Source organism: Halopelagius inordinatus, from assembly GCF_900113245.1.
GTDB classification, from domain to species: Archaea; Halobacteriota; Halobacteria; order Halobacteriales; family Haloferacaceae; genus Halopelagius; species Halopelagius inordinatus.
The window spans coordinates 51,699-74,281 of the sequence record NZ_FOOQ01000004.1 but is presented as its reverse complement, the minus strand read 5'-3'; the positions used below and the strand labels follow the sequence as shown (position 1 = coordinate 74,281).

General features: G+C 66.1%; 24 protein-coding genes. 15 read left to right on the top strand and 9 right to left on the bottom strand.

All coding sequences use genetic code 11. The annotated features are described in order from the left end of the window. The first annotated feature begins 52 nt into the window (after window positions 1-52). Both BM167_RS13835 and BM167_RS13830 read left to right on the top strand, forming a co-directional pair. Window positions 53-943 (top strand): DUF4349 domain-containing protein, encoded by an 891-nt coding sequence (locus BM167_RS13835; protein WP_092893315.1) that lies wholly within the window; start codon window positions 53-55, stop codon window positions 941-943. Window positions 944-1,020: 77 nt separating this feature from the next. After that, on the top strand, window positions 1,021-2,196 hold the full coding sequence (locus BM167_RS13830; RefSeq protein WP_092893314.1) for a redox-regulated ATPase YchF: 1,176 nt from the start codon (window positions 1,021-1,023) through the stop codon (window positions 2,194-2,196). A 239-nt stretch (window positions 2,197-2,435) separates the two neighbouring features. Here BM167_RS13830 and BM167_RS13825 read toward each other — a convergent pair whose 3' ends face one another. The 3 genes from BM167_RS13825 to BM167_RS13815 form a co-directional block, all read right to left on the bottom strand. Continuing rightward, on the bottom strand, window positions 2,436-2,759 hold the full coding sequence (locus BM167_RS13825) for a DUF7344 domain-containing protein (protein ID WP_245781370.1): 324 nt from the start codon (window positions 2,757-2,759) through the stop codon (window positions 2,436-2,438). A 163-nt stretch (window positions 2,760-2,922) separates the two neighbouring features. Beyond that, the gene (locus tag BM167_RS13820; RefSeq protein ID WP_092893313.1) at window positions 2,923-4,485 is read right to left on the bottom strand and encodes a Na+/H+ antiporter NhaC family protein; all 1,563 of its coding nucleotides are present in this window, start codon (window positions 4,483-4,485) and stop codon (window positions 2,923-2,925) included. Between the two features lie 106 nt (window positions 4,486-4,591). Beyond that, entirely contained in the window at window positions 4,592-5,713 is a 1,122-nt protein-coding gene (locus BM167_RS13815) for a pyridoxal phosphate-dependent aminotransferase (protein ID WP_092893312.1), read from the bottom strand. A 248-nt stretch (window positions 5,714-5,961) separates the two neighbouring features. On the opposite strand from BM167_RS13815, the gene BM167_RS13810 reads away from it, so the two are divergent. From BM167_RS13810 to BM167_RS13800, 3 genes are read left to right on the top strand one after another with little or no spacing between them, the layout of a single operon-like run. After that, complete coding sequence (locus tag BM167_RS13810) at window positions 5,962-7,026, top strand: ABC transporter substrate-binding protein (RefSeq protein ID WP_092893311.1); 1,065 nt, start codon at window positions 5,962-5,964, stop codon at window positions 7,024-7,026. Between the two features lie 7 nt (window positions 7,027-7,033). Then, window positions 7,034-7,888: an ABC transporter permease gene (locus BM167_RS13805; RefSeq protein ID WP_092893310.1), complete on the top strand. Its 855-nt coding sequence runs from the start codon at window positions 7,034-7,036 to the stop codon at window positions 7,886-7,888. Next, the gene (locus tag BM167_RS13800; protein ID WP_092893309.1) at window positions 7,876-8,628 is read left to right on the top strand and encodes an ABC transporter ATP-binding protein; all 753 of its coding nucleotides are present in this window, start codon (window positions 7,876-7,878) and stop codon (window positions 8,626-8,628) included. Before BM167_RS13805 ends, BM167_RS13800 begins: the two co-directional genes overlap by 13 nt. Before the next feature lie 15 nt (window positions 8,629-8,643). On the opposite strand, the gene BM167_RS18585 is transcribed toward BM167_RS13800, so the two are convergent. Then, window positions 8,644-8,802 (bottom strand): hypothetical protein, encoded by a 159-nt coding sequence (locus BM167_RS18585; protein ID WP_177213379.1) that lies wholly within the window; start codon window positions 8,800-8,802, stop codon window positions 8,644-8,646. 109 nt (window positions 8,803-8,911) lie between these two features. On the opposite strand from BM167_RS18585, the gene BM167_RS13795 reads away from it, so the two are divergent. After that, entirely contained in the window at window positions 8,912-10,261 is a 1,350-nt protein-coding gene (locus BM167_RS13795; RefSeq protein WP_092893308.1) for a DEAD/DEAH box helicase, read from the top strand. Window positions 10,262-10,276: 15 nt separating this feature from the next. On the opposite strand, the gene BM167_RS13790 is transcribed toward BM167_RS13795, so the two are convergent. Together BM167_RS13790 and BM167_RS13785 are read right to left on the bottom strand one after the other, a co-directional pair. Next, entirely contained in the window at window positions 10,277-10,684 is a 408-nt protein-coding gene (locus BM167_RS13790; RefSeq protein ID WP_092893307.1) for a transcriptional initiation protein Tat, read from the bottom strand. Window positions 10,685-10,794: 110 nt separating this feature from the next. Continuing rightward, a complete protein-coding gene (locus tag BM167_RS13785; RefSeq protein ID WP_092893306.1) occupies window positions 10,795-11,199 on the bottom strand; it encodes a hypothetical protein in 405 nt (134 codons plus the stop codon). Between the two features lie 140 nt (window positions 11,200-11,339). On the opposite strand from BM167_RS13785, the gene BM167_RS13780 reads away from it, so the two are divergent. Both BM167_RS13780 and BM167_RS13775 read left to right on the top strand, forming a co-directional pair. Beyond that, entirely contained in the window at window positions 11,340-12,926 is a 1,587-nt protein-coding gene (locus tag BM167_RS13780) for a DUF790 family protein (protein ID WP_092893414.1), read from the top strand. A gap of 148 nt (window positions 12,927-13,074) precedes the next feature. Further along, window positions 13,075-13,431: a four-helix bundle copper-binding protein gene (locus tag BM167_RS13775; protein ID WP_092893305.1), complete on the top strand. Its 357-nt coding sequence runs from the start codon at window positions 13,075-13,077 to the stop codon at window positions 13,429-13,431. 127 nt (window positions 13,432-13,558) lie between these two features. Here BM167_RS13775 and BM167_RS13770 read toward each other — a convergent pair whose 3' ends face one another. Continuing rightward, on the bottom strand, window positions 13,559-14,098 hold the full coding sequence (locus tag BM167_RS13770; RefSeq protein WP_092893304.1) for a DUF7122 family protein: 540 nt from the start codon (window positions 14,096-14,098) through the stop codon (window positions 13,559-13,561). Beyond that, window positions 14,095-15,033 carry an RsmB/NOP family class I SAM-dependent RNA methyltransferase gene (locus BM167_RS13765; RefSeq protein ID WP_092893303.1) on the bottom strand — a complete coding sequence of 313 codons (939 nt, stop codon included), beginning with the start codon at window positions 15,031-15,033 and terminating at the stop codon, window positions 14,095-14,097. Before BM167_RS13765 ends, BM167_RS13770 begins: the two co-directional genes overlap by 4 nt. A gap of 128 nt (window positions 15,034-15,161) precedes the next feature. Here BM167_RS13765 and BM167_RS13760 point away from each other — a divergent pair, with 128 nt between their 5' ends. The 7 genes from BM167_RS13760 to BM167_RS13730 all read left to right on the top strand — a co-directional run bounded on the left by BM167_RS13760 (window position 15,162) and on the right by BM167_RS13730 (window position 22,435). Further along, window positions 15,162-15,905: a proteasome assembly chaperone family protein gene (locus BM167_RS13760; protein WP_092893302.1), complete on the top strand. Its 744-nt coding sequence runs from the start codon at window positions 15,162-15,164 to the stop codon at window positions 15,903-15,905. A 78-nt stretch (window positions 15,906-15,983) separates the two neighbouring features. After that, on the top strand, window positions 15,984-16,664 hold the full coding sequence (locus BM167_RS13755) for a nucleotide exchange factor GrpE (protein ID WP_092893301.1): 681 nt from the start codon (window positions 15,984-15,986) through the stop codon (window positions 16,662-16,664). A gap of 95 nt (window positions 16,665-16,759) precedes the next feature. Beyond that, a complete protein-coding gene (locus BM167_RS13750) occupies window positions 16,760-17,476 on the top strand; it encodes an alpha/beta fold hydrolase (RefSeq protein ID WP_092893413.1) in 717 nt (238 codons plus the stop codon). A gap of 159 nt (window positions 17,477-17,635) precedes the next feature. Next, window positions 17,636-19,552, top strand: coding sequence for a molecular chaperone DnaK (dnaK, locus tag BM167_RS13745; RefSeq protein ID WP_092893300.1), 1,917 nt, complete (start codon window positions 17,636-17,638; stop codon window positions 19,550-19,552). A gap of 137 nt (window positions 19,553-19,689) precedes the next feature. Further along, window positions 19,690-20,829: a molecular chaperone DnaJ gene (gene dnaJ / locus BM167_RS13740; RefSeq protein WP_092893299.1), complete on the top strand. Its 1,140-nt coding sequence runs from the start codon at window positions 19,690-19,692 to the stop codon at window positions 20,827-20,829. Window positions 20,830-20,910: 81 nt separating this feature from the next. Next, window positions 20,911-21,231 carry a cupin domain-containing protein gene (locus BM167_RS13735; RefSeq protein ID WP_092893298.1) on the top strand — a complete coding sequence of 107 codons (321 nt, stop codon included), beginning with the start codon at window positions 20,911-20,913 and terminating at the stop codon, window positions 21,229-21,231. Window positions 21,232-21,298: 67 nt separating this feature from the next. After that, complete coding sequence (locus BM167_RS13730; RefSeq protein WP_092893297.1) at window positions 21,299-22,435, top strand: CobW family GTP-binding protein; 1,137 nt, start codon at window positions 21,299-21,301, stop codon at window positions 22,433-22,435. Here the strand turns inward: BM167_RS13730 and BM167_RS18580 are convergent. Next, window positions 22,410-22,580 (bottom strand): hypothetical protein, encoded by a 171-nt coding sequence (locus BM167_RS18580; protein WP_177213378.1) that lies wholly within the window; start codon window positions 22,578-22,580, stop codon window positions 22,410-22,412. The two genes, BM167_RS13730 and BM167_RS18580, sit on opposite strands and share 26 nt — an antisense overlap. Window positions 22,581-22,583: the final 3 nt, after the last annotated feature.

The following is a 22,583-nucleotide window of genomic DNA, read 5'->3' as shown; positions in this document are numbered from 1 at the left end:
CGTTTGTGCCTACGGTACTGCTTTTTGATGGGTCGTGGTAGTCGATGACAGCATGCCAGCAAGACGAACGCTCGCAGTCGTCGGACTCGCCGCCCTCCTCGTTCTCTCGGGGTGCGGGGGCGCGTCGAACGGCGGCGGCGACGGCGGCGGCGCACCCTCATTCGGTGCCGGCGACGCAGAGCGGAGTACGGCCGCCGCGGAGGCGACGGCGTCCGCGGGCGACGGCGAGTCGGCCTCTCGGGAAGCCCTCCAGCAACGCGCGCTGATAAAGACGGGCCGCCTCGTCGTCGAGGTTGACGACTTCGAGTCCTCGCGGGCGAACCTCACGGAGTCCGTCGAGGGCTACGGCGGGTTCGTCAGCGAGACGCGGACGCAACGCCGCGGGTCCGAGAACAACAGCTACGTCTACGGAACGCTCGTCCTCCGCGTCCCCTCCGAGGAGTACGAATCGCTCCTCTCCGACGCCGAAGCCGAGGGCGACGTCGTCTCTTCGGAGACGAGCACCGAGGACGTGACAGAGCGGTTGGTCGATCTGGAAGCCCGATTGGAGAACCTCCGGGCGGAACGCGACCGCCTCAGAACGCTGTACGACCGGGCGAACTCGACGGAGGACGTTCTGGCGGTGCAGCGAGAACTCTCGGACGTGCAGGGCGAAATCGAGCGACTGGAGGCACAGAAACAGTCGCTCGAACGCCGCGTCGCCTACTCCACGCTGACTGTCGAACTGCGAGAACCCGACCCCACGCCGCAGTACGTCCGCGAGTCGTGGTACGACACGCCCGTCCTCTCGGCGTTCCTCGAATCGGTCCAAGGCGTCCTCGTCGTCGGGCGGGCCATCGTCGTCGGGTTCGCCTACGCGCTTCCGTACCTGTTCGCGTTCGTCGCGCCCGTCGCCCTCCTCGGCGCGGCGGTGTGGCGGTTCCGACACCGACTCTCACGCTGAGTCGGAATCGGCGCTCCGGTCGATTCGACCGCCCGAGGACCGAAAAGAAGTTCCGACGCTCGGCCCTCTCTCCGCGTATGCTCTCTATCGCGCTAGCGGGCAAACCCAACGCGGGTAAGTCCACGTTCTACAAGGCGGCCACGCAGGCGGACGTGGACGTCGGCAACTACCCCTTCACGACCATCGACCCGAACCGGGGAGTGACCCACGCCCGCACCCGGTGTCCGTGCCTCGACAGAGACGAACGCTGCGGCAACTGCGAGGACGGCACGCGGTACGTCCCCGTGGAACTGCTCGACGTGGCCGGACTCGTCCCCGGCGCGCACGAGGGCCGCGGACTCGGCAACCAGTTTTTGGACGCACTCACCAACGCGGACGTCATCCTCAACGTCGTCGACGCCTCCGGCGGCACGAACGAGGAGGGCGAACCCGTCGAAGTGGGAACGTACGACCCCGTCGAGGAAGTCGATTTCGTCCAAGAGGAGCTAGAGCAGTGGCTCACCGGCATCATCGACCGGAACTGGGAGTCCGTCGAACGGAAGTCCCGGTCGCCGGACTTCGACATCGACGACGCCCTCACGGAGATGCTCACCGGGTTCGGCGCGACGGAACACGACGTGGCGGCGTCGCTTCGGTCTCTCGACTACCCGGCGGACCCGATGCAGTGGGAAGACGAGGACCGAGAGACGCTGGCGCGCGACATCCGCGAACGGACGAAACCCATCGTCCTCGTCGCCAACAAAGCCGATATCGCCCCCGACGAGAACGTCGAACGACTCCGCGACACGGGAAAGCCGGTGATTCCGACCACCGCCGACGGAGAACTCGCCCTCCGGACGGGCGCGGAGGCGGGCATCGTCGAGTACGACCCCGGCGACGAGGAGTTCGAGATAGTGGGCGACGTCTCCGACGCCCAAGCGAAGGGGTTAGAGAAGATTCGCGACGTGATGGCGGAGTACGGCGGGACGGGCGTCCAGCAGTCGATAAACACCGCCGTCTACGACGTTCTCGACGTGTTGACGGCCTACCCCGTTCAAAACGAGACGCGGTGGACCGACGGGACGGGCGAGATGCTCCCGGACGCGTTTCTCCTCCCGCAGGGGTCGACGCCGAGAGATCTGGCGTACGCCGTCCACTCGGATATCGGCGACGGCTACCTCCACGCGGTGGACGCGCGGTCGAACCGCCGTATCGCCGAGGAGTACGAACTCGACGAGGGAGACGTCATCAAAATCGTGAGTACGGCGTCGTAGAACTCGCGAGTACGGCGTCGTCGTCGTCGAACGCGCCCGACAGCGTCGTCACTCGCGGGGTGAAACGCCCGGGCAGGAAGGACGGGCGTGTCCATGGCAAGTCCTACCGGGCCCGGGTGGGAGTCTTTTCGAGTCGAGCCGTTATAAATAACAAGGAGATACCTGCGCCTCTCGACGGGGGGAACGGATACGATACCCCAGCTGGGTCTTCGTGTCTTCCCGCGTCTACGCGGGAAACCTCAGGAAACGGTCGATTCCTGGAGGATCTGAGCCGTCTGTTCTGCGACTCCGCCCGTCGTCCGCGCGACGGTTTCGTCCTCGTGGTCGAAGCGGACGAGTCCCGCCTCGTCGAGTTTCGGGAGATGGACGTGGTACAACTGCACCGTGGCCGCGCGCCGTTCGTCGTCGCTCACCTCGTCGGAACGGACGTCGTCGCGGGCGGCGACGACGTCGGCGGCGAGGCTTTCGACGGGCACCGACCCGTCTCGGTCTTCGAGACAGGAGAACGCCAGCCGTCGGGTCCGGTCGGAGAGAGCTTCGAATGGGGTTTCGTGGTCCATCATAGCGTGGAGATGTTCGGGGCGAGCGAGTCGTCCCGTCTGAGTGGTACCTACCACCGCCACCCCCTCAACGCTGTCCCTACTCACTTAGGTCATCCATCGGACACGTACCCCGGACGCGGTCCGGGGGACGCGGTTCGAAGAGACGGCGGCGGCGGCGAACCGTTCAGTCCGCGTCCGACGAGAAGACGCGCGGGACGGAGACGCCGGTCCGTTCGGAGAACGTGTACGCCGCGACGGCGACGAGGACGATACCGACGGCGAGCAACGGAAGCGGCGAGATTCCGTATCCGCTCGCGAGGAACAGGAGCGTCGCCACCGACCCGCAGACGACGGCGTACGGAATCTGTGTGTTCACGTGGTCGACGTGGTCCGACCCGGCGAACATCGACGACATCACCGTCGTGTCAGAGATGGGAGAACAGTGGTCGCCGAACAGCGACCCGGTGAGAATCGCGCCGATGGCGCCCGGAAGCGGCGCGCCGAGGTTGAAGGCGAGGGGAACCGCCACGGGGAACATGATTCCCATCGTCCCCCACGAGGTGCCGATGCTAAAGGAGATGATGGCGGCGGAGACGAAGACGACGGCCGGAAGCAGGCTGGCGGTGATGACTCCTTGCGAGACGGCGACGACGTACGGGCCGACGCCGAGAGCCTGGCTGACGGCGCCGATGGTCCACGCGAGAGAGAGGACGGCGACGGGGAACATCACCATCTTGAACCCCTCGAAGATGGAATCGCTCACCTCGTCGAGCCCGATTCGCGCGTGGCCGATGAGTATCGCGAGCAGGACGCCGCACGCCGAGAACACGCCCCAGAGGATGGCGTCGGCCGTCGCGGCTTCCTTCAACGCTTCGACGGGGACGCGCCCGGGCCACCCGCCCGAGTAGAGGAGGCCGAACCCGGTCACGGCGACGAGGGTGACGATGGGGAGCGCGAAGTACCACCAGCGAGCGTCGACGTGGTCCGGCGTGACGATGTCCTCCTCGCGCGTCTCCAAGAGGGGGTTCGCGTCGTCGCGGAGCACCTTCCCGGTCTCTTTCGCGCGTTTCTCCGCGCGCTTCATCGGACCGAAGTTCCACCCGGTGAAGACGACGACGAAGACGAGCACCACCGCGAGCAGACTGTAGAACCGGTACGGGATGCTCTGCAGGAACACGACGAACGCGCTGGTCTCGATGCCGAGTTCTTGGAACTGCTGGGAGATGAGGCCGACTTCGAAGCCGACCCACGTCGAGACGACGGCGACGCTCACCACCGGCGAGGTGGTGGAGTCGAGGAGGTACGCGAGTTTCTCGCGACTGATGTCGAACTGGTCGGTGATGGGTCGCATCACCGACCCCGTTATCATCGTGCTCGCGTACGAGTCGACGAAGATGAGCATCCCGAGGACGCTGGTTCCGATTTCGGCCTGTCGTCGCGTCCGGATGCGGTCTATGATGCGCTTTGCGAGGGCGTTCATCCCGCCCGAGAGGAATATCATCCCGAGCATCGCCCCCGAGAGGAACGTGAACAGTAACAGTTTGATGTTGAACGCCGGGGTGATGTTGTCGATGACCAACTGCAGGGAGTGTGCGGCCCCCGCGATTGGGTTCCACCCGACGAGTATCGTCGCACCTATCCAGATTCCCGCGAACAAAGAAAGCAGGACCTGTCTGCTCAAAAGCGTCAGGACGATGGCGAGCAACGCCGGGAGCAGACTGATGAGTCCGTGCGTTTCGGCAGCCATGACACCGCTCGTTCTCGGCTCTCACGTTAAAAAATATGCCATATAATCCGGAGGAAATGCGACATTATGCCAACAAGCCCACGAATAACGGCATATACTTTACGGCCTACACCACGGCGTCGTACGCGTCGGCCATGATATCGAGCGCATCTCGAAGCGACTCCTCGTCCGTCGCGTAGGAGAGTCGGGCGTAGCCCGCACCGTGTTCGCCGAAGGAGTCTCCGGGGACGACGACGACGCCGCGTTCGAGACATTCGTCTACGAACCCGTCAGGCACCTTCGGCATGCAGTAGAACGCGCCGCCGGGCGTCGGCACCTCCATGCCGATGTCTTCGAGTCCGGAGACGACGATATCGCGCCGCCGACGGAACGACTCCGTCATCTCGGACACCTGTTCTTGCGGGCCGGTCAGCGCCGCCTCGGCGGCGAACTGCGCCGGTGCGGACGCGCAGGCTTGGACGTACTGGTGGACGCGGAGCATCCGCTCGATTCGGTCCGCAGAGCCGTGGACCCACCCGAGGCGCCACCCGGTCATCGAGTAGAGCTTCGAGGCGGAGTTGACGACGACGACGTTGTCAGTTTCGGCGAACTCCGCGGGCGACCGGAACTCGCCGTCGAAGACGGTGTACTCGTACACCTCGTCGGAGATGCAGAGCACGTCGTGTTCGTCCGCGATGCGGGCGAACTCCCGGACGTCTTCCGGCGGCGACACCGCGCCCGTCGGATTGCCGGGACTGTTGACGACGAACGCCGCCGTGTCGTCGGTGAGAGCCTCCTCGACGGCGGCGGGGTCGAGCGTCAGGTCGTCGCGGAGGGGGACCGGAACGGGGTCACCGCCGGCGAGTTTCGTCAACGCGTCGTACGAGACGAACCCCGGGTCGGGGAAGATGACCTCGTCTCCGGGTTCGACGTGCGCCTCCAACGCGACGTGGAGGGCTTCGCTCCCGCCCGCCGTGGCGATGACGTCGTCGGGGGAGACGTCGATACCTTGGTCGCGTTCGTGTTTCGCGGCGATGGCCTCCCGCAGGGAGAGAATCCCCTTGTTCTCGGTGTACCCGTCCGCGCGGCCGTCGCGTATCGCCGCTATCGCCGCCTCGCGGGCGTGCGGGGGCGCGGGAAAGTCGGGTTGTCCGAGTCCGAGGTTGATGGCGTCCTCGCTCGCCGCCTCGAACACCTCGCGGATGCCGCTTATCGAAATCGACTCCACTCGTTCGGAGAAACCGGTCATACTCTCTCCCGCGTCGTCCGCCGGGATAGTTCTTCCCTACCACGCCCGTCTCGCCGGTTCTGCGGCGACGAGCAGTGAATCGGATAGTATTGCCCGAAACTACGACGAACCGCGCCCAGCGGAAAACGGACTCGCGCCGTGCAGAGGGGCAGTCGACGTCGCTACCCGCGGTTTTCGCCGCGTCGAGTCTCCGCGCAGTATCTACCGTGTGCGCGTACCAAATACCCGTGCGAACCGTACCGGGCACAATGACGAATTCTCCGGGTACTGAATCGAACAGACTGACGCGCAGGCGGTTCGTGCAGGCGACGGGCGCGGCTTCCGCAGTCGGACTCACGAGCGTCGCCGGGTGTACCGGTAGCGGCGGCGGTGGCGGCGGACTCGACGAGATTCGGGTCGCGTACATGCCGATATACCCCGACATGCAGTACTTCGTGATGCAAGAGGAAGAGTACTTCTCGGAACTCGACGTCGAGGTGTCGAGCGAGGTGTTCTCCGACGGGCCGAGCATCGTGCAGGCGTCGGCGAAGGGCGACTTCGACGTGATGATGTTCGGCATCGTACCGGCGATGATCGTGATAGACAAGGGGATTCCCGCGAAGATAACCGCCGCGAACATCCAAAACGCGATGCAGATCCTCGCTCACGACGACTTCGCGGCGCTCTGGGAGGAACACGGGGCCGACGCGTTCGCGGAGTTCGAAGCGCAGAAGGGCCGGAAGTTCACGTTCGGCACGTTCCCGCCGGGGTCGGTCCCGGACATCCTGCTTCGGTACTGGCTGACAGAAGAGGTCGGCGTCGAACCCGGAACCGACGTGGAGGTAACTCCGCTCGGGGGGGCCGGTCCCGTCCGGCAGTCGCTCTTAGCCGAGAAGGTAGACGGCACCTCCATCATGGAACCCGTCCCGACGGTCATAGAAGAGAGGGGCGCGCCGTTCCAGTCTATCGCGTGGGCGGGCGACTTCATGCCGGGGCAACCGGCCGCGGTGACCCTGATGCACGACAGACTTCGGTCGGACAACCCCGAGGTGGCGCGCGCGTTCGTCGAACAGCACCAACGGGCCACCGACTTCACGAAATCCAACAAGGACGCCGCGGCGGCGGACGCGAGTGCCGTCATCGGGAAGTCGTCGCTGCCCGTCGAGACGGCGCGAAAGGCGATGGACTCGCCCGCCTCGGACTTCGTTACCGACCCGCACGCGATCACCGACGGCGCGAAAATCTTCTCCGAGTACGCCGTCGCCGCGGACAAGGTAAGCGAACCGCTCTCGAACGACGCGTTGTTCGACCTAGACATCTACGACGGCCTCTGAGCCGAACATGAGCATCGAAACCAACACCGATTCGGAGGCGGCTTCCCGGTCCGAGTTCGGGTTCGACGACGTGGACGTTCGGAGTCTCGTCCTCGGAACCGTCGGAACCGCCGCGTTTCTGCTCGCGTGGCAGGCCGCGGCGATGGCCGTCGGCCGGACGTATCTCCTCCCCTCGCCCGTCGAGGTGGCGACGGCGTTCGTCGTCGAACTGGTCGCGCCGACCACCGTCGCCGTCCCGTTCACGGCCGTCGAGATTCCGGCGACGCGACTCCTCGCCAATCTCCTCCAGAGCCTCATGCACTACGTCCCCGGCCTCGTCGTCGGGAGCCTCCTCGGCATCGCTCTCGGGGTGGCGATGGGGTGGAACGAGTCGCTCGACGCCGCGCTGACCCCCGTGACGCGCTTCCTTCGACCGATTCCGCCGCTGGCGTGGATCGTGTTCGCCATCGTCTGGATCGGTATCGGCCACGGCGGCGCGGCGTTCATCGTCGGCATCGGCGCGTTCTGGATCAACTTCTACAACGCCTACGCCGGCGTCGAAGGCGTCTCCGCGGACCTGAGAGAGGTGGCCGCGAGTCTCGGCGTGGACGACGACGTGACGATGATTCGGAAGGTCGTCGTCCCCGCGGCGAGTCCGTCCATCATGACGGGTCTCCGGACGAGTATCGGCCAGTGTTGGATGATAGTCGTGGCCGCCGAACTGTTCGGCGCGCCCGGCGTGGGCTTTCAGATAATCAACGCCGCGCAGAACCTCTCGACGGACGTGAGCGTGGCGTACATGGTGGTCATAAGCCTCGTCTTCCTCGTGAGCGACGGTCTGTTCCGCCGCGTCGAACGGAGGGTCCTCGTGTGGCGGGCGTAGAGAAAGTCGTCGTCGACGGCGTCGGCAAGACGTACGAGTCGGACCGACAGACGGTACGAGCGCTCTCCGACGTCGATTTCGCCGTCGAAGACGGCGAGTTCGTCTGCATCGTCGGCCCCTCCGGATGCGGCAAGACGACGCTGTTCCGCACCATCGCCGGTCTCGAATCGCCGACCGAGGGCGAGGTTCGCCTGGGCGGTTCCGTCGTCGAAGGCCCCGGAACCGACCGCGGCATGGTGTTCCAAGAGTACGGCCTGTTCCCGTGGCGCACCGTCCGGGGGAACGTCGCGTTCGGCCTCGAAGAACAGGGCGTCTCCGGCGAGGAACGCGAGAACCGCCTCTCGGAGATGCTCGAACTCGTCGGGTTAGAGGGGTTCGCCGACGCCTACCCGAAGGAACTGTCCGGCGGGATGAAACAACGCGTCGGCATCGCCCGCGCCCTCGCGGTCGACCCGGACATCCTCCTCATGGACGAACCGTTCGGGAGTGTCGACGCGCAGACGCGCGACATGCTCCACGGCGAACTGCTCCGCATCTGGGCGGAGACGGAGAAGACGGTTCTGTTCGTCACCCACGACGTAGAGGAGGCGGTCACCCTCGCGGACCGCGTCGTCGTCATGGCCGCGAACCCCGGACGGGTGCGAGAGGTAGTCGACGTGGACCTCCGCCGACCGAGAGAGCGGACGGTCCCGGCGTTCGGCGAGTACGTCTCGGAGATCCGCGGCCTCATCGGCGAGTAGACCGCGGGGCCGTCCTCACGCCGACTCGTGGGCCTCGCGGAGTTCGTCGAGATGCGTCTCCAACACGGAGAGCGTCGCGTCGGCGTCCGCGTACCCCTTCTCGTACTCGCTGTAGGCCTTGTCCGCGCCCTTCAGGAACGCCGCCACCGCGTCTTCGAGTTCGTCGTCGCTCATGGCCGTCGATGCGGCCCACGCCCTGAAAAACGCCCCGACAGCGCGCTCTCGGCGTCGCCGTCCGGCGCGCGTCCGTCGGTTTATACGCGATGCCGACCCACTTACGACCGTGCTCACGCTGACGTTCGAGGACGGAACCGTTCGCCTCGACGGCCTCGCGGAGTCGGGCCTCTCTACGGCCGACCTGCCGGGCGTCGAAACCGACGACCGGAGCCTCGTCGCCCGCGCGCCCGCCCATCGCTACGCGGCCGTCCGCTCCGCCCTCGACGAACGCGGTGTCGCTTACGAGGACCGAGTGCTCCCCGAGGAACGTCTCGACGTCTCGCACTCGTACGACTTGCGCGACTACCAGCGCGAGGCCCTCGACGCGTGGCGGGACGAGGGCGACAGGGGCGTCCTCGAACTGCCGACCGGAAGCGGGAAGACGGTCATCGCAGTCGCCGCCGTCGCCGCACTCGGCGTTCCGACACTCGTGGTCGTCCCGACCATCGACCTCCTCGAACAGTGGCGACGCGAACTGGAGACGGAGTTCGAGGTTCCGGTCGGGCAGTTCGGCGGCGGCGAACAGACGCAAGAGCGAATCACCGTCTCGACGTACGATTCGGCGTACCTCCGCGCGGAGGACGTCGGCGGCGACTTCGGGTTCGTCGTCTTCGACGAGGTGCACCACCTCGGCGGCGAGGGGTACAGAGACGTCGCCCGGTTGCTCGCCGCACCCGCGCGCCTCGGTCTGACGGCGACGTTCGAACGCCCGGACGGCGCACACGAGGTGATCGCCGAACTCGTCGGCCCGAAGGTTCACGAACTCTCGGTCGAGGAGTTGGCGGGCGACCACCTCGCGGAGTACGAGGTGCGGCGCGTCGAAGTCGAACTCACGCCCGAGGAACGCGAGGCGTACGAGGAGGCCCAAGGGACGTTCGTCGACTACCTCAAGCGCTCGGACCTCTCTCTGACGAGTGGCTCGGACTACCGAAAACTCGTGATGCGGTCCGGTTCCGACCCGAAAGCGCGGGAAGCGCTCCTCGCGAAGCAACGCGCCCGGCGCATCATGATGAACTCCGACGCGAAAGTGGCGAAACTCGCGTCCATCTTGGACCGCCACCGCGGGGACAGGATAATCGTCTTCACCGCCCACACAGACCTCGTCTACCGACTCTCGGAGCGGTTTCTCCTCCCCGCGGTGACGAACGAGACGGGCGCGGCGGAACGCCGCGAGATTCTCGGTCGGTTCCGCGACGGGACGTACTCTCGCGTCGTCACCGCGAACGTGTTAGACGAGGGGGTGGACGTTCCGGACGCGAACGTCGCGGTACTTCTGGCGGGAAGCGGGTCCGAACGCGAGTTCGCACAGCGACTCGGGCGCATCCTCAGACCGAAGGCGGACGGCGGACGCGCGACGCTCTACGAACTCGTGAGCGTCGAGACGGCCGAAGAACGGGTGGCCGACCGGCGGCGGTAGCGTCCCGAACGGCGCTCAGTTCACGCTCACGTCGATTTCGCCGCCGTTCAGGAATTCGGATTCGGTCACCTCGAACTCGACTTCGAAGGCCGCCGAACTCCCGGGCGCGACGGTCACGGACGTCTCGCGGACGGTCCGTTCGCCGTTGAGCGTCACCCTCACGCGGACGCGACCGACCCGTTCCGCCGCCCCTCGATTCCCCACCTCGCCGAACACGCGGAGCGCTCCGTCGTCGGCCGCGCCGAAGTCGAACGTCTCCACGTACAGGTCGGGCCGAGTCGGCGTCGTCCGCGGTTCTCCGGCGGGTGCTCCCGGCGGGCGACGCGGACCGGTCGCGCCGGGGGCGGACCCGAGACATCCCGCGGAGAGACCGGCCACGACCACCTGCAGGACGCGCCGTCGCGTCGAGGACCGAAACTCCATACTCGCCACTCGGCGGACTCGCTCATGAGTCTTTCCGACGAAAGCCCGGCCACCCGTTCGAGACGACGCCCCGAGAAAAGACGGTCCGCTTCGACGACGCGGCGCACCGCTCACGTCGTCGTGGTCGTCTGGTCCGACTTCCGGTCGTCGTACCAGAACAGCACCGCTCCGACCGCCGCGAGAATCGCGATGGCCAGCGTCGTCGTCGAACCGAGGACGGCCCACGTGAGGCCGAACAGGCCGGTGATGTCGATAATCCAGAGCGCACCCATGATTATCGCGCCGGCGACGGAGAACCACAACAGCCCCGGACTGCCGTCGTCGTCGGTGTCGACTCGTCTCTCGTCGTAGCGTTCGCCCCGGGTGTCGTCGTAGTCGTCGGAGGCGGTGTCCGTCTCTTTCGTGTAGTGTTGTTCTGTGCGAACGCCGTCTTCGTTCTGTGTCACCTCCTCGGACTCTTTCGTGAACGTGCTCTCCTCGCGAGTTCTGTCGTCGTCTCGTGGTTCGTTTGCCATGCGATTGGTAGTTGGTGTCACCCACGTGAGTAATTTACGGCAGAATATAAGATAATATTAATTTGCGGCCCGGTGACCTGACCGTTCTCGCGTACTACTCGGACGCGCGACTTTTGTCCGCTCGGTGCGAATCCACGGCCGTGTTGACGAAAGACCTCCTGCGCGTCTCTCGGGCGGGCGGAGGATACCACCCGAAGTTCGCCGGGCGAGAGTCAGAGCCCCTCGCTGCCCGCGTCATCGGCGTGTTTCAGGGGCACGTCGGCGAACCTCGCCACCGACTCGACGAGGCACTCGGGGAGTTGGAGGACGACGCAGACGACTTCAAACTCGTCCGCGGGTTCGCGGCGTTGGCCGACCGGGAGGCGACGTTCGAGACGCGGGCGGAACTGCCCCCAGAGCGGGTCAGACGGGTGGCGTTCGAGGAGGCGGAAGCCGTCGGCGTCGTCACCGCGGACGAACGCGAGGCGGCACTCGAACGGGTCGCAGACCGCCTCGCGGCCGACCGGTCTGCGGTCGAATCGTCGCTGTACGCGGACAGGGAAGTAAACGAGGTGCTCGCGTCGTTCGACCCGCGGTGGAGTCCCGACGAACTGCTCGAACGTTCCGACGTCTCTCTCGAACGGTCGGACGCCGAAGACGTCGCGGAGGCCGTCCGAATCACCCCGGAGAACCTGATTCGGCTCTACAACCTCTCTCTCGCTCAGACCGCGCTTTTCGACGCTACCGAGGTCCGCATCCGGTGTTCGGACCCGCGAACGCTCGTCACGGCGGTCAAACGGCTCGAACTGATGTACGAGATACGGACGGACGACGGCGAGTGGGACGTCGTCGTGACGGGGCCGGACTCGCTGTTCCGAAAGACGCGGCGGTACGGCACGCGCTTTGCGCGACTGCTCCGAACGGTGGCGAAGACGTCGGAGTGGCGGCTGACCGCGACTATCGACGATAGGGGCACCGAACGGACGATGCGTCTCTCGGAGTCGGACCCGGTGGCAGTCTCGTCCTCCCGGCCCGCCGCGGAGACGCGTTTCGACAGCGGCGTCGAAGCGGAGTTCGCCGCCCGGTTCGAGTCGGTCGATTCGGACTGGGAGTTGGTCCGCGAACCCGCGCCGTTGGCCGTCGGCGAGAGCGTCATGATTCCCGACTTCGCGTTCGACTACGAGTTCGCGGAGTTCAGGGTGTTCTTCGAGATAATGGGCTTTTGGACCCCCGAGTACGTCGAGAAGAAACTCGGTCAGTTGGCCGCGCTCGACGGGGTGGAGATGCTCGTCGCCGTAGACGAGAGCCTCGGCGTTAGCGAGGATATCGAGGCGCGCGACCACCGGGCGATTCCGTACTCCGGGTCGGTCCGCATCAAAGACGTTCGCGACGCCCTCCGCCGGTACGAAGAGCGGTTGGTGACGGCGTCGGCGTCCGCCCTCCCCGACGAGTTGCGACCCGACGCCGACGCGGTGTCGCTCTCGGAACTGGCCGACGAACGCGGCGTGAGCGAGGACGCAATAGAGGGCGTCTCGTTTCCCGACCACCGGCGCGTGGGCCGAACGCTCGTCCGAGCCGAACTGTTGGAGGAACTCGCCGCCGCACTCGAACCGGGGATGTCGCTCGACGACGCCGAAGACGTGCTGTCCGAGAGGGACGTTACGGACACCAGTTCGGTGCTCGCGGAGTTGGGGTACGAGGTGGTCTGGGAGGGTCTCAGCGGCGGAACACTCCGGAACGCGGAGTGAGGATGCTCGACCCCGAAGCCGTGTCTGACCGGTAGTTCGCGGACGAGGGCGACGCCGGTACCGCGGTGCGCGTTCGTTCTCTCTGTAGACTTTTTCTCTATTGTTCGCCAAAAGAAAGAAAATCGGGCGCGCCCAAGACGAGAGTGGAATGTCTCTGACAGAAACCGCGTCCAACATCGACCATCTGAGCGACGAGCAACGCGACTGTATCGAGAACTGCTTCGAGGCCGCGGAAGTCTGCGAGTGGTGCGCAGACGAGTGTATCGGCGAAGGAGAGGAGATGGCCGAGTGCGCCCGTCTCTGCCGAGACGTCGCCGACCTGACGAGCCTTCACGCGCGGTTCATGGCTCGGGACTCCAACTACAGCACTCAACTCGCCCAAGCCTGCGCCGGGGCGTGCGAGGAGTGCGCCGAAGAGTGCGCCCGCCACGACGACGAGCACTGTCAGGTCTGCGCCGAGGTTCTGGAGGAGTGCGCAGAGACCTGTCGGCAGATGGCGGCGTAATCGGCGACGAGAGGGAAGCGATAGCGGAGCGACCTGTGAGCGATTTTTTCGTGCGCGTCCGTCACCCCGCCCGAGACTCACTCGGCGTCCGTGGCGTCTCTCATCTCGGAGTCGCCAGTTCGGCGTTTCAGTCTAACTCCGGCAGGTCCTCTTGGCGGCCTTTCGGTACCGTCGAGCGGAGTTCGCCGTGGAGAAACAGGCCGACTCCGATGGGTTCGCGTTCGCCCGCGAGTTCGTGCGCGGCGACGAGATACCCCCAGTCGCCGTCCCAGTCTATCTCTTGGTCCTCGCCCGCGACGAACCGAGTCGCCTCCTCGCCGTCGAGTTCGACGACGTTCTTCGTCGCCGCGCCGCCGAACCGTTGGACGGCGTTCGTCGACGGCTTCCAGTGCTCCTGTCGAGCGCGGAGGATTCTGAGGCCGAGTCCCTCCACGTCGGCGGGACTCACAACGTCGTCCGCGAACGCCCAAATCTTGCCCGCGCCCTTCTCCCAGAACGTGTGACCGTCCCACGTCTCCGGCGGGACGCCGTAGCGGTTCTCCCACCACGTGACGACTTCCTCGCGCGTGGGTCGGCCCGCGACGACTCGGCCGTCCGCCGTCTCGGGCAGGCGGTCGAATCGCTGTCCGTCGTTCGTCGGTCGGTCGTCGGTCTCCGTGTCGCTCATGCGGTCACCTCCAGTTTCGCGCAGAAGAACCCGCCCGTGTCGTTGAGATGCGGATAGACGCGGTGGGCCAGTTCGACGCTCGGGTCGTACTCGTCGTCCTCCCACTCGGTGACGCCGGGGACGGTGTCGAACCCGTCGGGGGCGTCCCACTCGACGACTCTGCAGTCCTCTTCGTCGAGGACGTGGTCGAGGACGGCCTCGTTCTCCTCGGGCGCGAACGTACAGGTGGAGTAGACGACGGTGCCGCCCTCCCGCGTCGCCTGCACCGCGCGGCGGAGGATGCCTTTCTGGATGCCCGCGACGCTTTTGACGTGGTTCATCGTCCACCTGTCGAGTGCGTCCGGGTTCTTCCGAATCGTCCCCTCGCAGGAACACGGCGCGTCCACGAGGGCCCCGTCGAACTCCTCGAACGCCTCGGGGTCGTCCGTCCCCTCGCCGAACGGCTTGAACGAGAAGTTCCGCGCGTCCTGATTCGTCACGACGAGGTTCGAGACGCCGAGTCGTTCGGCGTTGTGTCTGAGTGCGGACAGGCGTCCGAGGTTGTTGTCGTTGCCGACGAGGACGCCTCGGTCGTCCATCAGAGCGGCCAGTTGCGTCGTCTTGCTCCCGGGGGCGGCGCAGGCGTCCCAGACGGCGTCGCCGGGGTCGGGGTCCAACGCTATCGCGGGAAGCGCCGACACCTCCTCTTGTCCGTGGAGCCAGCCGTGGTAGTACGGCCACGAGGTGCCGGGGCCGCGTTCGTCGAGTTTCAGGACGCCGGGGTGCCACTCGGTCGGTTCGTAGGCGACGCCCTCGGCGTCTAAGGCCGTCCGCGCGCGTTCCACCGTCGTCTCGATGGTGTTGACGCGAACGACCGACGGAAGCGGCCGCTCGCACGCGGCCGAGAACGCCTCCTCGTCGCCGACGAGCGGTGCGTACCGCTTGAGCGGGTTCATCGACCGACTCTACCCCGCGACTCCGCTTGTGGGTTTCGGATACCGCCGGTCCCCAGCGAACGCGCCGACGTTCCGAGACGCGTGAACGCGGACCCCGGCTTTACAATCCGAAGGGTCGAACGCCACGTATGGCCCACATAAACGTGCTCGCCGAGGACGTGTCGCTCTCGGAACCGACGCTGATAGAGGGACTCCCCGGCGTCGGGCTGGTGGGGAAGATAGCGGCCGACCACGTCGTAGAGGAGTTCGAGATGACCCACTACGCGAACGTCCACTGCGACGGCGTCCCGCAGGTCGCGGTGTATCAGGACGGCGACTCCACCCTCCGGTCGCCGGTCAGACTGTACGCGGACGAGGAACGCGACCTCTACGTCTTACAGAGCGACGTGCCCATCCGACCGGACTCGGCGGCCGAACTCGCGGACTGCCTCTCGAACTGGTTCGACGACGAGTCGATTCTCCCAGTCTTCCTCTCCGGTATCCCCCGGGAGAAGCAAGCGAGCGACGTGCCGGAACTGTACGGCGTCAGCGCCGGCGAGGGAGCCCGGATGCTCGCGGACGCGGACATCGGCGAACCGAAAGAGACGGGCCTCGTCTCCGGACCGACCGGCGCGTTGCTCAACGACGCCGTCGAACGCGGACGGACCACGGTGGGTCTCGTCGTCGAGTCGGACCCGAAGTTCCCCGACCCCGCCGCCGCCCGCGTCGTCCTCAAAGAGGGAATCGAACCGCTCACGGGCGTCGAGATTCCGTCCGACGATTTAGTCGACCACGCGGAGGACATCCGCGAGGCCAAGGAGCGACTGGCAAAGCGCATGCAGAACGCCGAGGAGGAGAGCACGCAGGCCCGACCGCTCGGGATGTACCAGTAGGAGACGGAGAGCGGTCACCTCCTCGACCGCTCGGCCGCAGTCTACATCCTTAAGCCGGGGCAACCACTTCACCCGTCCATGAGTGAGGACTCCGTCGACCCGGACCGCAAAGCCGACCCCGACGCAGACCGCGCCGAAGAGACGGCCGACGCCCCGGACGAGACGGCCGACGAGACGACCACGAACGGCGACGCGGCGGCCGCGGACGCGCCGTCCACCGACGAGGCTCTCGCCGCCCGCGTGGCCGCCTACGACGAGGAACTCGCGGCGGACGTCGAGTCGCTTCAGCGTCGCGTCTCGGACCTCGAATCCGAACTGGACGCCTCGAACGAACAGGTCGAAGACCTCTCCTCGCGCCTCAAGCGCACGCAGGCCGACTTCCAGAACTACAAGAAGCGCGCCAAGAACAAACAAGAGCAGATTCGAGAACGCGCCACCGAGGACTTCGTCGGGCGCGTCGTCGCGGTGCGCGACAACCTCGTTCGGGCACTCGAACAGGACGAGGACGCCGACATTCGCCCGGGCGTCGAATCGACTCTCGAAGAGTTCGACCGCATCCTGTCTTCGGAGAACGTCGCGACCATCGACCCCGAACCCGGTGCCGACGTGGACCCGACGCGCCACGAGGTGATGATGCGCGTCGACAGCGACCAACCCGAGGGCACCGTCGCCGACGTCTACCAACCCGGCTACGAGATGGCCGAGAAGGTCATCCGCGAGGCGCAGGTGACAGTCAGCACCGGCGACGGCGACGAGTAGGCGACACCGCTCGTTCGCACACGCTTTTCTGCGCCGACCGACAGGTGTAGGGCGTGCGACTCCCGTTCCGAAACCGATTCCGAGAGACGCCGACGATAGAGTTCTCCGTCTTCGGAGACGGAAGCGAGGACCTGCTTTGCGTTCTGGGGTGGGGGAACCGACCGGAGCACGACCCGGTCTCGTGGTTCCTCGAATCGCTGGTCGAAGCGGGGTACCGCGTCCACGCGGTGACGCTTCCGACGAACCCGTGGGACTTCGAGGACCAACTCCTCGCGCCCGTCCGGTCGTACGCGCGCGAACGCGACATCGGCCTCGTCGTCAGTCACAGCACCGGGGGACTCGTCGCCGCGCATCTCGCCGCCGACGCGGACGTGCGAAACGTCTTCTTGAGTCCGTGGTGGGGAACCGCACCGGTCGAGGGCGTCGAGTCCGTCGCCCTTCCTGTCCTTCTCCGACTGCCGACCGCGAGGCGACTGCTCCGATTCGACCGGGACCCCTCGGTCCTCGGCGATCTGGTGTCCGAGGAGGCGTTCGAGGAGGCGGTTCCGGACGCCGCCTCGCCCGCGTTCTTGCGGACGATACGCGGCGCGCAGGCGCGCCTTCCGCCGTTCGACGACGACGACGCGGTGTTCTGTTCGCTCTCGGACCGCGTCGTGAGCGTCCGTGCAATCGGCGACCGGACGCCCGCCGCGAACCTGCGGCCGTACGACGGCGGCCACGAGTTCTTCGCGTCCTCCGGGCGCGAGTCCGTCCTCGAAGACGTCCTCGCGGCACTCGAAGGCGGCCCCGACGCGATTCGTCGAGGTCGGTAAGAGTGCGTCAGATGTGACGGTCTGCGGTTCGATAAAACGCTGACGAACGCGCTCACCCCCGAACGGGGGAAATCGCAAGACTGCGGCGACCCGCCGTCGCGCCGCCGACGCTCCCGTCTAGTAACCTTTAACCGATTTAGACCGGTATGTGCGAACAAGATGGCGAGCAACAAGATTCTCGGTATCGACCTCGGTACCACGAATAGTGCGTTCGCGGTGATGGAGGGCGGCGACCCCGAAATCATCGTGAACTCCGAGGGCGACCGCACCACACCCTCCGTGGTCGCGTTCACCGAGGACGACGAGCGTCTCGTGGGCAAACCGGCGAAGAACCAGGCCATCCAGAACCCAGAGCGCACCATCCGCTCGATCAAGCGCCACATGGGTGAGGACGACTACACCGTCGAGGTAGACGGCGAGGACTACACGCCGGAGCAGTTGTCGGCGATGATCCTCCAGAAGATAAAGCGCGACGCCGAGGACTACCTCGGCGACGATGTTGAGAAGGCCGTCATCACGGTGCCCGCCTACTTCAACGACCGCCAGCGTCAGGCGACGAAGGACGCGGGCGAAATCGCCGGGTTCGAGGTCGAACGCATCATCAACGAACCGACCGCCGCGTCGATGGCGTACGGCCTCGACGACGACTCCGACCAGACGGTCCTCGTCTACGACCTCGGCGGCGGGACGTTCGACGTCTCGGTCCTTGACCTCGGCGGCGGCGTCTACGAAGTCGTCGCGACGAACGGGGACAACGACCTCGGCGGCGACGACTGGGACGACGCGGTCATCGAATGGCTCGCAGACGAGTTCGAGAACAACCACGGCATCGACCTCCGCGAGGACCGACAGGCTCTCCAGCGTCTGAAAGACGCCGCGGAAGAGGCGAAGATAGAGCTCTCCTCGCGCAAGGAAACGACCATCAACCTGCCGTTCATCACGGCGACGGACTCCGGCCCGGTCCACCTCGAAGAGAAACTGACGCGCGCGAAGTTCGAGTCGCTCACGTCCGACCTCATCGAACGGACCGTCGGCCCGACGGAGCAGGCCCTCGAAGACGCCGGGTACTCGAAGGACGAAATCGACGAGGTCATCCTCGTCGGCGGGTCCACACGGATGCCGCAGGTCCACGAGAAGGTGTCCGAGATAATCGGCTCGGAGCCGAAGAAGAACGTCAACCCCGACGAGGCCGTCGCACTCGGCGCGGCCATCCAAGGCGGCGTCCTCGGCGGCGAAGTCGACGACATCGTCCTGCTCGACGTGACGCCGCTTTCGCTCGGTATCGAGGTGAAGGGCGGTCTGTTCGAGCGTCTCATAGAGAAGAACACCACCATCCCCACGGAGGAGTCGAAGGTGTTCACCACGGCCGCGGACAACCAGACGTCCGTGCAGGTCCGCGTCTTCCAGGGCGAACGCGAAATCGCCGCGGAGAACGAACTGCTCGGCGAGTTCCAACTGACGGGCATCCCGCCCGCGCCCGCCGGAACGCCGCAGATCGAGGTCGGATTCAACATCGACGAGAACGGTATCGTCAACGTCGAAGCCGAGGACAAAGGCTCCGGTAACGCAGAATCCATCACCATCGAAGGCGGCGCCGGCCTCTCCGACGACCAGATAGAACAGATGCAAGAAGAGGCAGAACAGCACGCAGAAGAGGACCAACAGCGCCGCGAACGCATCGAGGCCCGAAACGAGGCCGAAAGCGCGGTTCAGCGCGCGGAAACCCTCCTCGAAGAGAACGAGGAGGAGGTCTCAGACGACGTCGTCGCCGACGTGGAAGCGGCGATGGACGACGTGGAGGACCTCCTCGAAGAGGAGGACGCCACGACGGAGGAACTCGAAGAGGCGACCGAAGCGCTCTCGACCGAACTCCAAGAGATCGGCAAGCAGATGTACCAAGAGCAGGCCCAAGCGGGCGCAGGCGGCGCCGGTGCCGGTGCCGGTGCCGGCGGAATGGGCGGCATGGGCGGTGCCGGTCCCGGCGGTGCGGGCGCAGGCCCCGACGCCGGCGCGGCGGACGGCGACGAGTACGTCGACGCCGACTTCGAGGACGTGGACGACGAAGACGAGCAGTAATCTGAGCGCCCGACGCTCCGACGCCGCATTTTTCGTTTCGGTGCCGTAATCTCCCGACGAGCGAGTTCGTTCGACGAAACCTGTCGTCCGCGAGGCGCGATTTTCAAGTGGGTCGCCGGATTATGGACGTGTAACCGATGAGTGAGGACTTCTACGACGTGCTCGGGGTCTCCCGGGACGCCGGCGAGGACGAGATAAAGAATGCGTATCGAAAGAAGGCCGCAGAGTACCACCCGGACGTCTCCGACGACCCCGACGCAGAAGAGAAGTTCAAGAAGGTCCAGAAGGCAAAGGAGGTGCTCTCGGACGACGAGAAGCGCCAGATGTACGACCAGATGGGCCACGACCGCTTCGAGCAAGCCGAGAAACGCGGCGGCGTCGGCGGCGGTGCCGGACGCGGCGGCATGGGCGGGATGGGCGGCGGCGGAAACCCCTTCGAGGACATCTTCAGCCAGTTCTTCGGCGGCGGCGGACAGGGCCGGAGTCGCAACCAACCCCGGCAGGGACAGAACATCCGCACGCGGGTATCGTTGGACCTCGAAGAGGCGTACGACGGCGTCGAAAAGAAGTTCACCGTCACGCGACCCGAACGGTGTCCGGAGTGCGACGGCGAGGGCCACCCGCCCGACGCCGACGTGAACACCTGCCCGCAGTGTAACGGCCAAGGCCAACAGACCACCGTCCGCGACACGCCGCTCGGCCGCGTCCAGCAGACCCAGACGTGTCGCGCCTGCGGCGGCGAGGGGCAGACGTACAGCGAGTCCTGCCCGGAGTGTAACGGCGACGGCACCGTCCGAAACGACGCGAAACTGTCGGTGGACATCCCCGCGGGTATCCGCGACGGGCAGACCCTCCGGATGGAACGCGAGGGCGCGCCCGGCGAGAACGGCGGGCCGAAAGGTGACCTCCTCATCGACGTCAACATCCGCGACCACGCTGAGTTCGACCGCGAGGGCGACGACCTACACCACCACCACCCGCTTTCGTTCCCGCAGGCCGTCTTCGGCGACACCGTCACGGTGCCGACGGTGGACGGCGAGGCGGAGGTCGACGTGCCCGCCGGAACCCAAAGCGGCGAGACGTTCCGCCTGAAGGGGAAGGGCATGCCCCACCTCCGCGGACGCGGAAGCGGCGACCTGTACGTACAGATGCAGGTGGTCACGCCCGAGCAACTCAACGAGGAACAGAGAGACGCCCTCGAAGCGTTCGCCGAGGCGGGCGGCGAAGAGGTAGACGTCAAGAAAGGCTTCTTCGAGAAGATAAAAAGCTCCTTCTGAGCCCCCGGCGAAGTCCCCACTCGCGTTTCGGTCGCCTCGTTCGCCCCTAGTTTGATTCGCGTCCCGACCGATGGTCCGCGTATGTCGCACACGACTGTCGCTTACGAAGACGTCGATCCGGTCGGCGGGGGACTGCACTTCCTCCGCGACGAACTCGACTGCGAGAACCTCGGGTTCTCGGTTCTGGAAGCCGACCCGGGATGGGTCGGCAAGGAACACGACCACGCCGAAGACGGCCAAGAAGAGGTGTACTTCCTCGTAGACGGCGAAGCGACGCTGACCGTCGACGGCGACGAGGTTCGGATGAAAGCGGGCGAGGCGGTCAGAATTCCCCCGGAGGCGACGCGCCAACTAGAGAACGGGTCTGTCGAGAGCACGTTCGTCCTCGCCGGCGCGCCCTGAGTCGCGGTCCTTTCACCGAATCTGACAGTTCGCAGAGATTATCCTCCGCGAACGAGTACGAGAGGCAATGCCACAGTTGGAGGACGATAGAATCCCGGTCACACTCGTCAGCGGAACGCTCGGCGCGGGGAAGACGACGCTCGTGAACAACGTGCTCAGGAACGCCGGAGAGTACGACGTGGCGGTTCTCGTCAACGACATGGGCGAGGTGAACATCGACGCGGAACTCATCGCCGGGTCCGCCGACGACGACGTGATAGACCTCACGAACGGCTGTATCTGCTGTCAGTTGCAGGGTGACCTGGTCTCGGAGGTGAACCGGTTGGCCAGAGAGCGGTCGTTCGACGTTCTCCTCGTCGAGGCGTCGGGAATCAGCGACCCCGTCCCCGTCGCTCGGACGTTCCTCGGCGACACGGCGGACGGCGAGGACCCGACTGCCCACTATCGGCTGGATACGGTCGTCAGCGTCGTCGACGCCTACGGGTTCTGGAAGGAGTTCGACCCCGACGCCGAGAGGCCCGCGGAGTTGGACGCCCCGGGCCGAACCCTCGCGGACGTCCTCGTCGACCAAGTGGAGTTCTGCGACGTGTTGGTGTTGAACAAGTGTGACCTCGTCCCCGACGACGAACTCGACGAGATGGAACGCGTCGTCCGAGAACTCCAACCGCGCGCGACCGTCTACCGGGAGACGTACGCCGACGTGAGTCCGGACGCGGTTCTCGCGACCGGACTGTTCGACTACGAGGAGGTGAGTCGCTCCAGCGGGTGGAAACGCCGTCTCAGAGAGGGTGACGGCGATGAGGGCCACGGCGGAGAGAGCCACGAGGGCCACGACCACGCGGACCACGACCACGCCGCGGCGCACGGCGTCACCTCGTTTCTCTACGAGTCCGACCGGCCGTTTCACCCCGGACGCCTCGACGACTACCTGACCGAGTGGCCCGACGGCGTCGTCAGGGCGAAGGGATTCTTCCGACTCGCCACGCGCCCGGAGACGGTGATGGGGTTGAACCGCGCGGGGCCGTCGGTCACCGCCGGTCCCATCGGTCGGTGGGGTGAGGGCGACGACAGGCGGACGCGACTCGTCTTCATCGGCAGGGACGTCCCCGAGGAGTCGGTTCGGAGCGCTCTCGACGACTGTCTGACGACGGAGGCGGAACTCGAAGACGCGGGCGAACTCAGCGACCCGTTCCCGTCGGAGTGACCTGCTCTTTCAGGTCGTCCCACGACTCGTCGAACCCGTAGTTCGACCGTTCGGCCTCCGCGGCGGCGAGAGCCTCTTGGTACACGTCGTCGTAGTCCAGTAGTTGCTCCCACCCCGAATCCCGCATGGCGCAGTAGAGACACATCGG

Excerpts from the sequence above, each read along its gene's own strand:
- BM167_RS13785 (WP_092893306.1), bottom strand. The coding sequence starts at position 11,199 with ATGGCAAACGAACCACGAGACGACGACAGAACTCGCGAGGAGAGCACG.
- BM167_RS13730 (WP_092893297.1), top strand. The coding sequence starts at position 21,299 with ATGCCACAGTTGGAGGACGATAGAATCCCGGTCACACTCGTCAGCGGA.
- dnaK (WP_092893300.1), top strand. The coding sequence starts at position 17,636 with ATGGCGAGCAACAAGATTCTCGGTATCGACCTCGGTACCACGAATAGT.
- BM167_RS13835 (WP_092893315.1), top strand. The coding sequence starts at position 53 with ATGCCAGCAAGACGAACGCTCGCAGTCGTCGGACTCGCCGCCCTCCTC.
- BM167_RS13815 (WP_092893312.1), bottom strand. The coding sequence starts at position 5,713 with ATGACCGGTTTCTCCGAACGAGTGGAGTCGATTTCGATAAGCGGCATC.
- BM167_RS13760 (WP_092893302.1), top strand. The coding sequence starts at position 15,162 with ATGGCCCACATAAACGTGCTCGCCGAGGACGTGTCGCTCTCGGAACCG.
- BM167_RS13755 (WP_092893301.1), top strand. The coding sequence starts at position 15,984 with ATGAGTGAGGACTCCGTCGACCCGGACCGCAAAGCCGACCCCGACGCA.
- BM167_RS13765 (WP_092893303.1), bottom strand. The coding sequence starts at position 15,033 with ATGAACCCGCTCAAGCGGTACGCACCGCTCGTCGGCGACGAGGAGGCG.
- BM167_RS18585 (WP_177213379.1), bottom strand. The coding sequence starts at position 8,802 with ATGAGCGACGACGAACTCGAAGACGCGGTGGCGGCGTTCCTGAAGGGC.
- BM167_RS13805 (WP_092893310.1), top strand. The coding sequence starts at position 7,034 with ATGAGCATCGAAACCAACACCGATTCGGAGGCGGCTTCCCGGTCCGAG.
- BM167_RS13790 (WP_092893307.1), bottom strand. The coding sequence starts at position 10,684 with ATGGAGTTTCGGTCCTCGACGCGACGGCGCGTCCTGCAGGTGGTCGTG.
- BM167_RS13830 (WP_092893314.1), top strand. The coding sequence starts at position 1,021 with ATGCTCTCTATCGCGCTAGCGGGCAAACCCAACGCGGGTAAGTCCACG.
- BM167_RS18580 (WP_177213378.1), bottom strand. The coding sequence starts at position 22,580 with ATGTGTCTCTACTGCGCCATGCGGGATTCGGGGTGGGAGCAACTACTG.
- BM167_RS13735 (WP_092893298.1), top strand. The coding sequence starts at position 20,911 with ATGTCGCACACGACTGTCGCTTACGAAGACGTCGATCCGGTCGGCGGG.
- BM167_RS13810 (WP_092893311.1), top strand. The coding sequence starts at position 5,962 with ATGACGAATTCTCCGGGTACTGAATCGAACAGACTGACGCGCAGGCGG.
- BM167_RS13770 (WP_092893304.1), bottom strand. The coding sequence starts at position 14,098 with ATGAGCGACACGGAGACCGACGACCGACCGACGAACGACGGACAGCGA.
- BM167_RS13820 (WP_092893313.1), bottom strand. The coding sequence starts at position 4,485 with ATGGCTGCCGAAACGCACGGACTCATCAGTCTGCTCCCGGCGTTGCTC.
- dnaJ (WP_092893299.1), top strand. The coding sequence starts at position 19,690 with ATGAGTGAGGACTTCTACGACGTGCTCGGGGTCTCCCGGGACGCCGGC.
- BM167_RS13775 (WP_092893305.1), top strand. The coding sequence starts at position 13,075 with ATGTCTCTGACAGAAACCGCGTCCAACATCGACCATCTGAGCGACGAG.
- BM167_RS13825 (WP_245781370.1), bottom strand. The coding sequence starts at position 2,759 with ATGATGGACCACGAAACCCCATTCGAAGCTCTCTCCGACCGGACCCGA.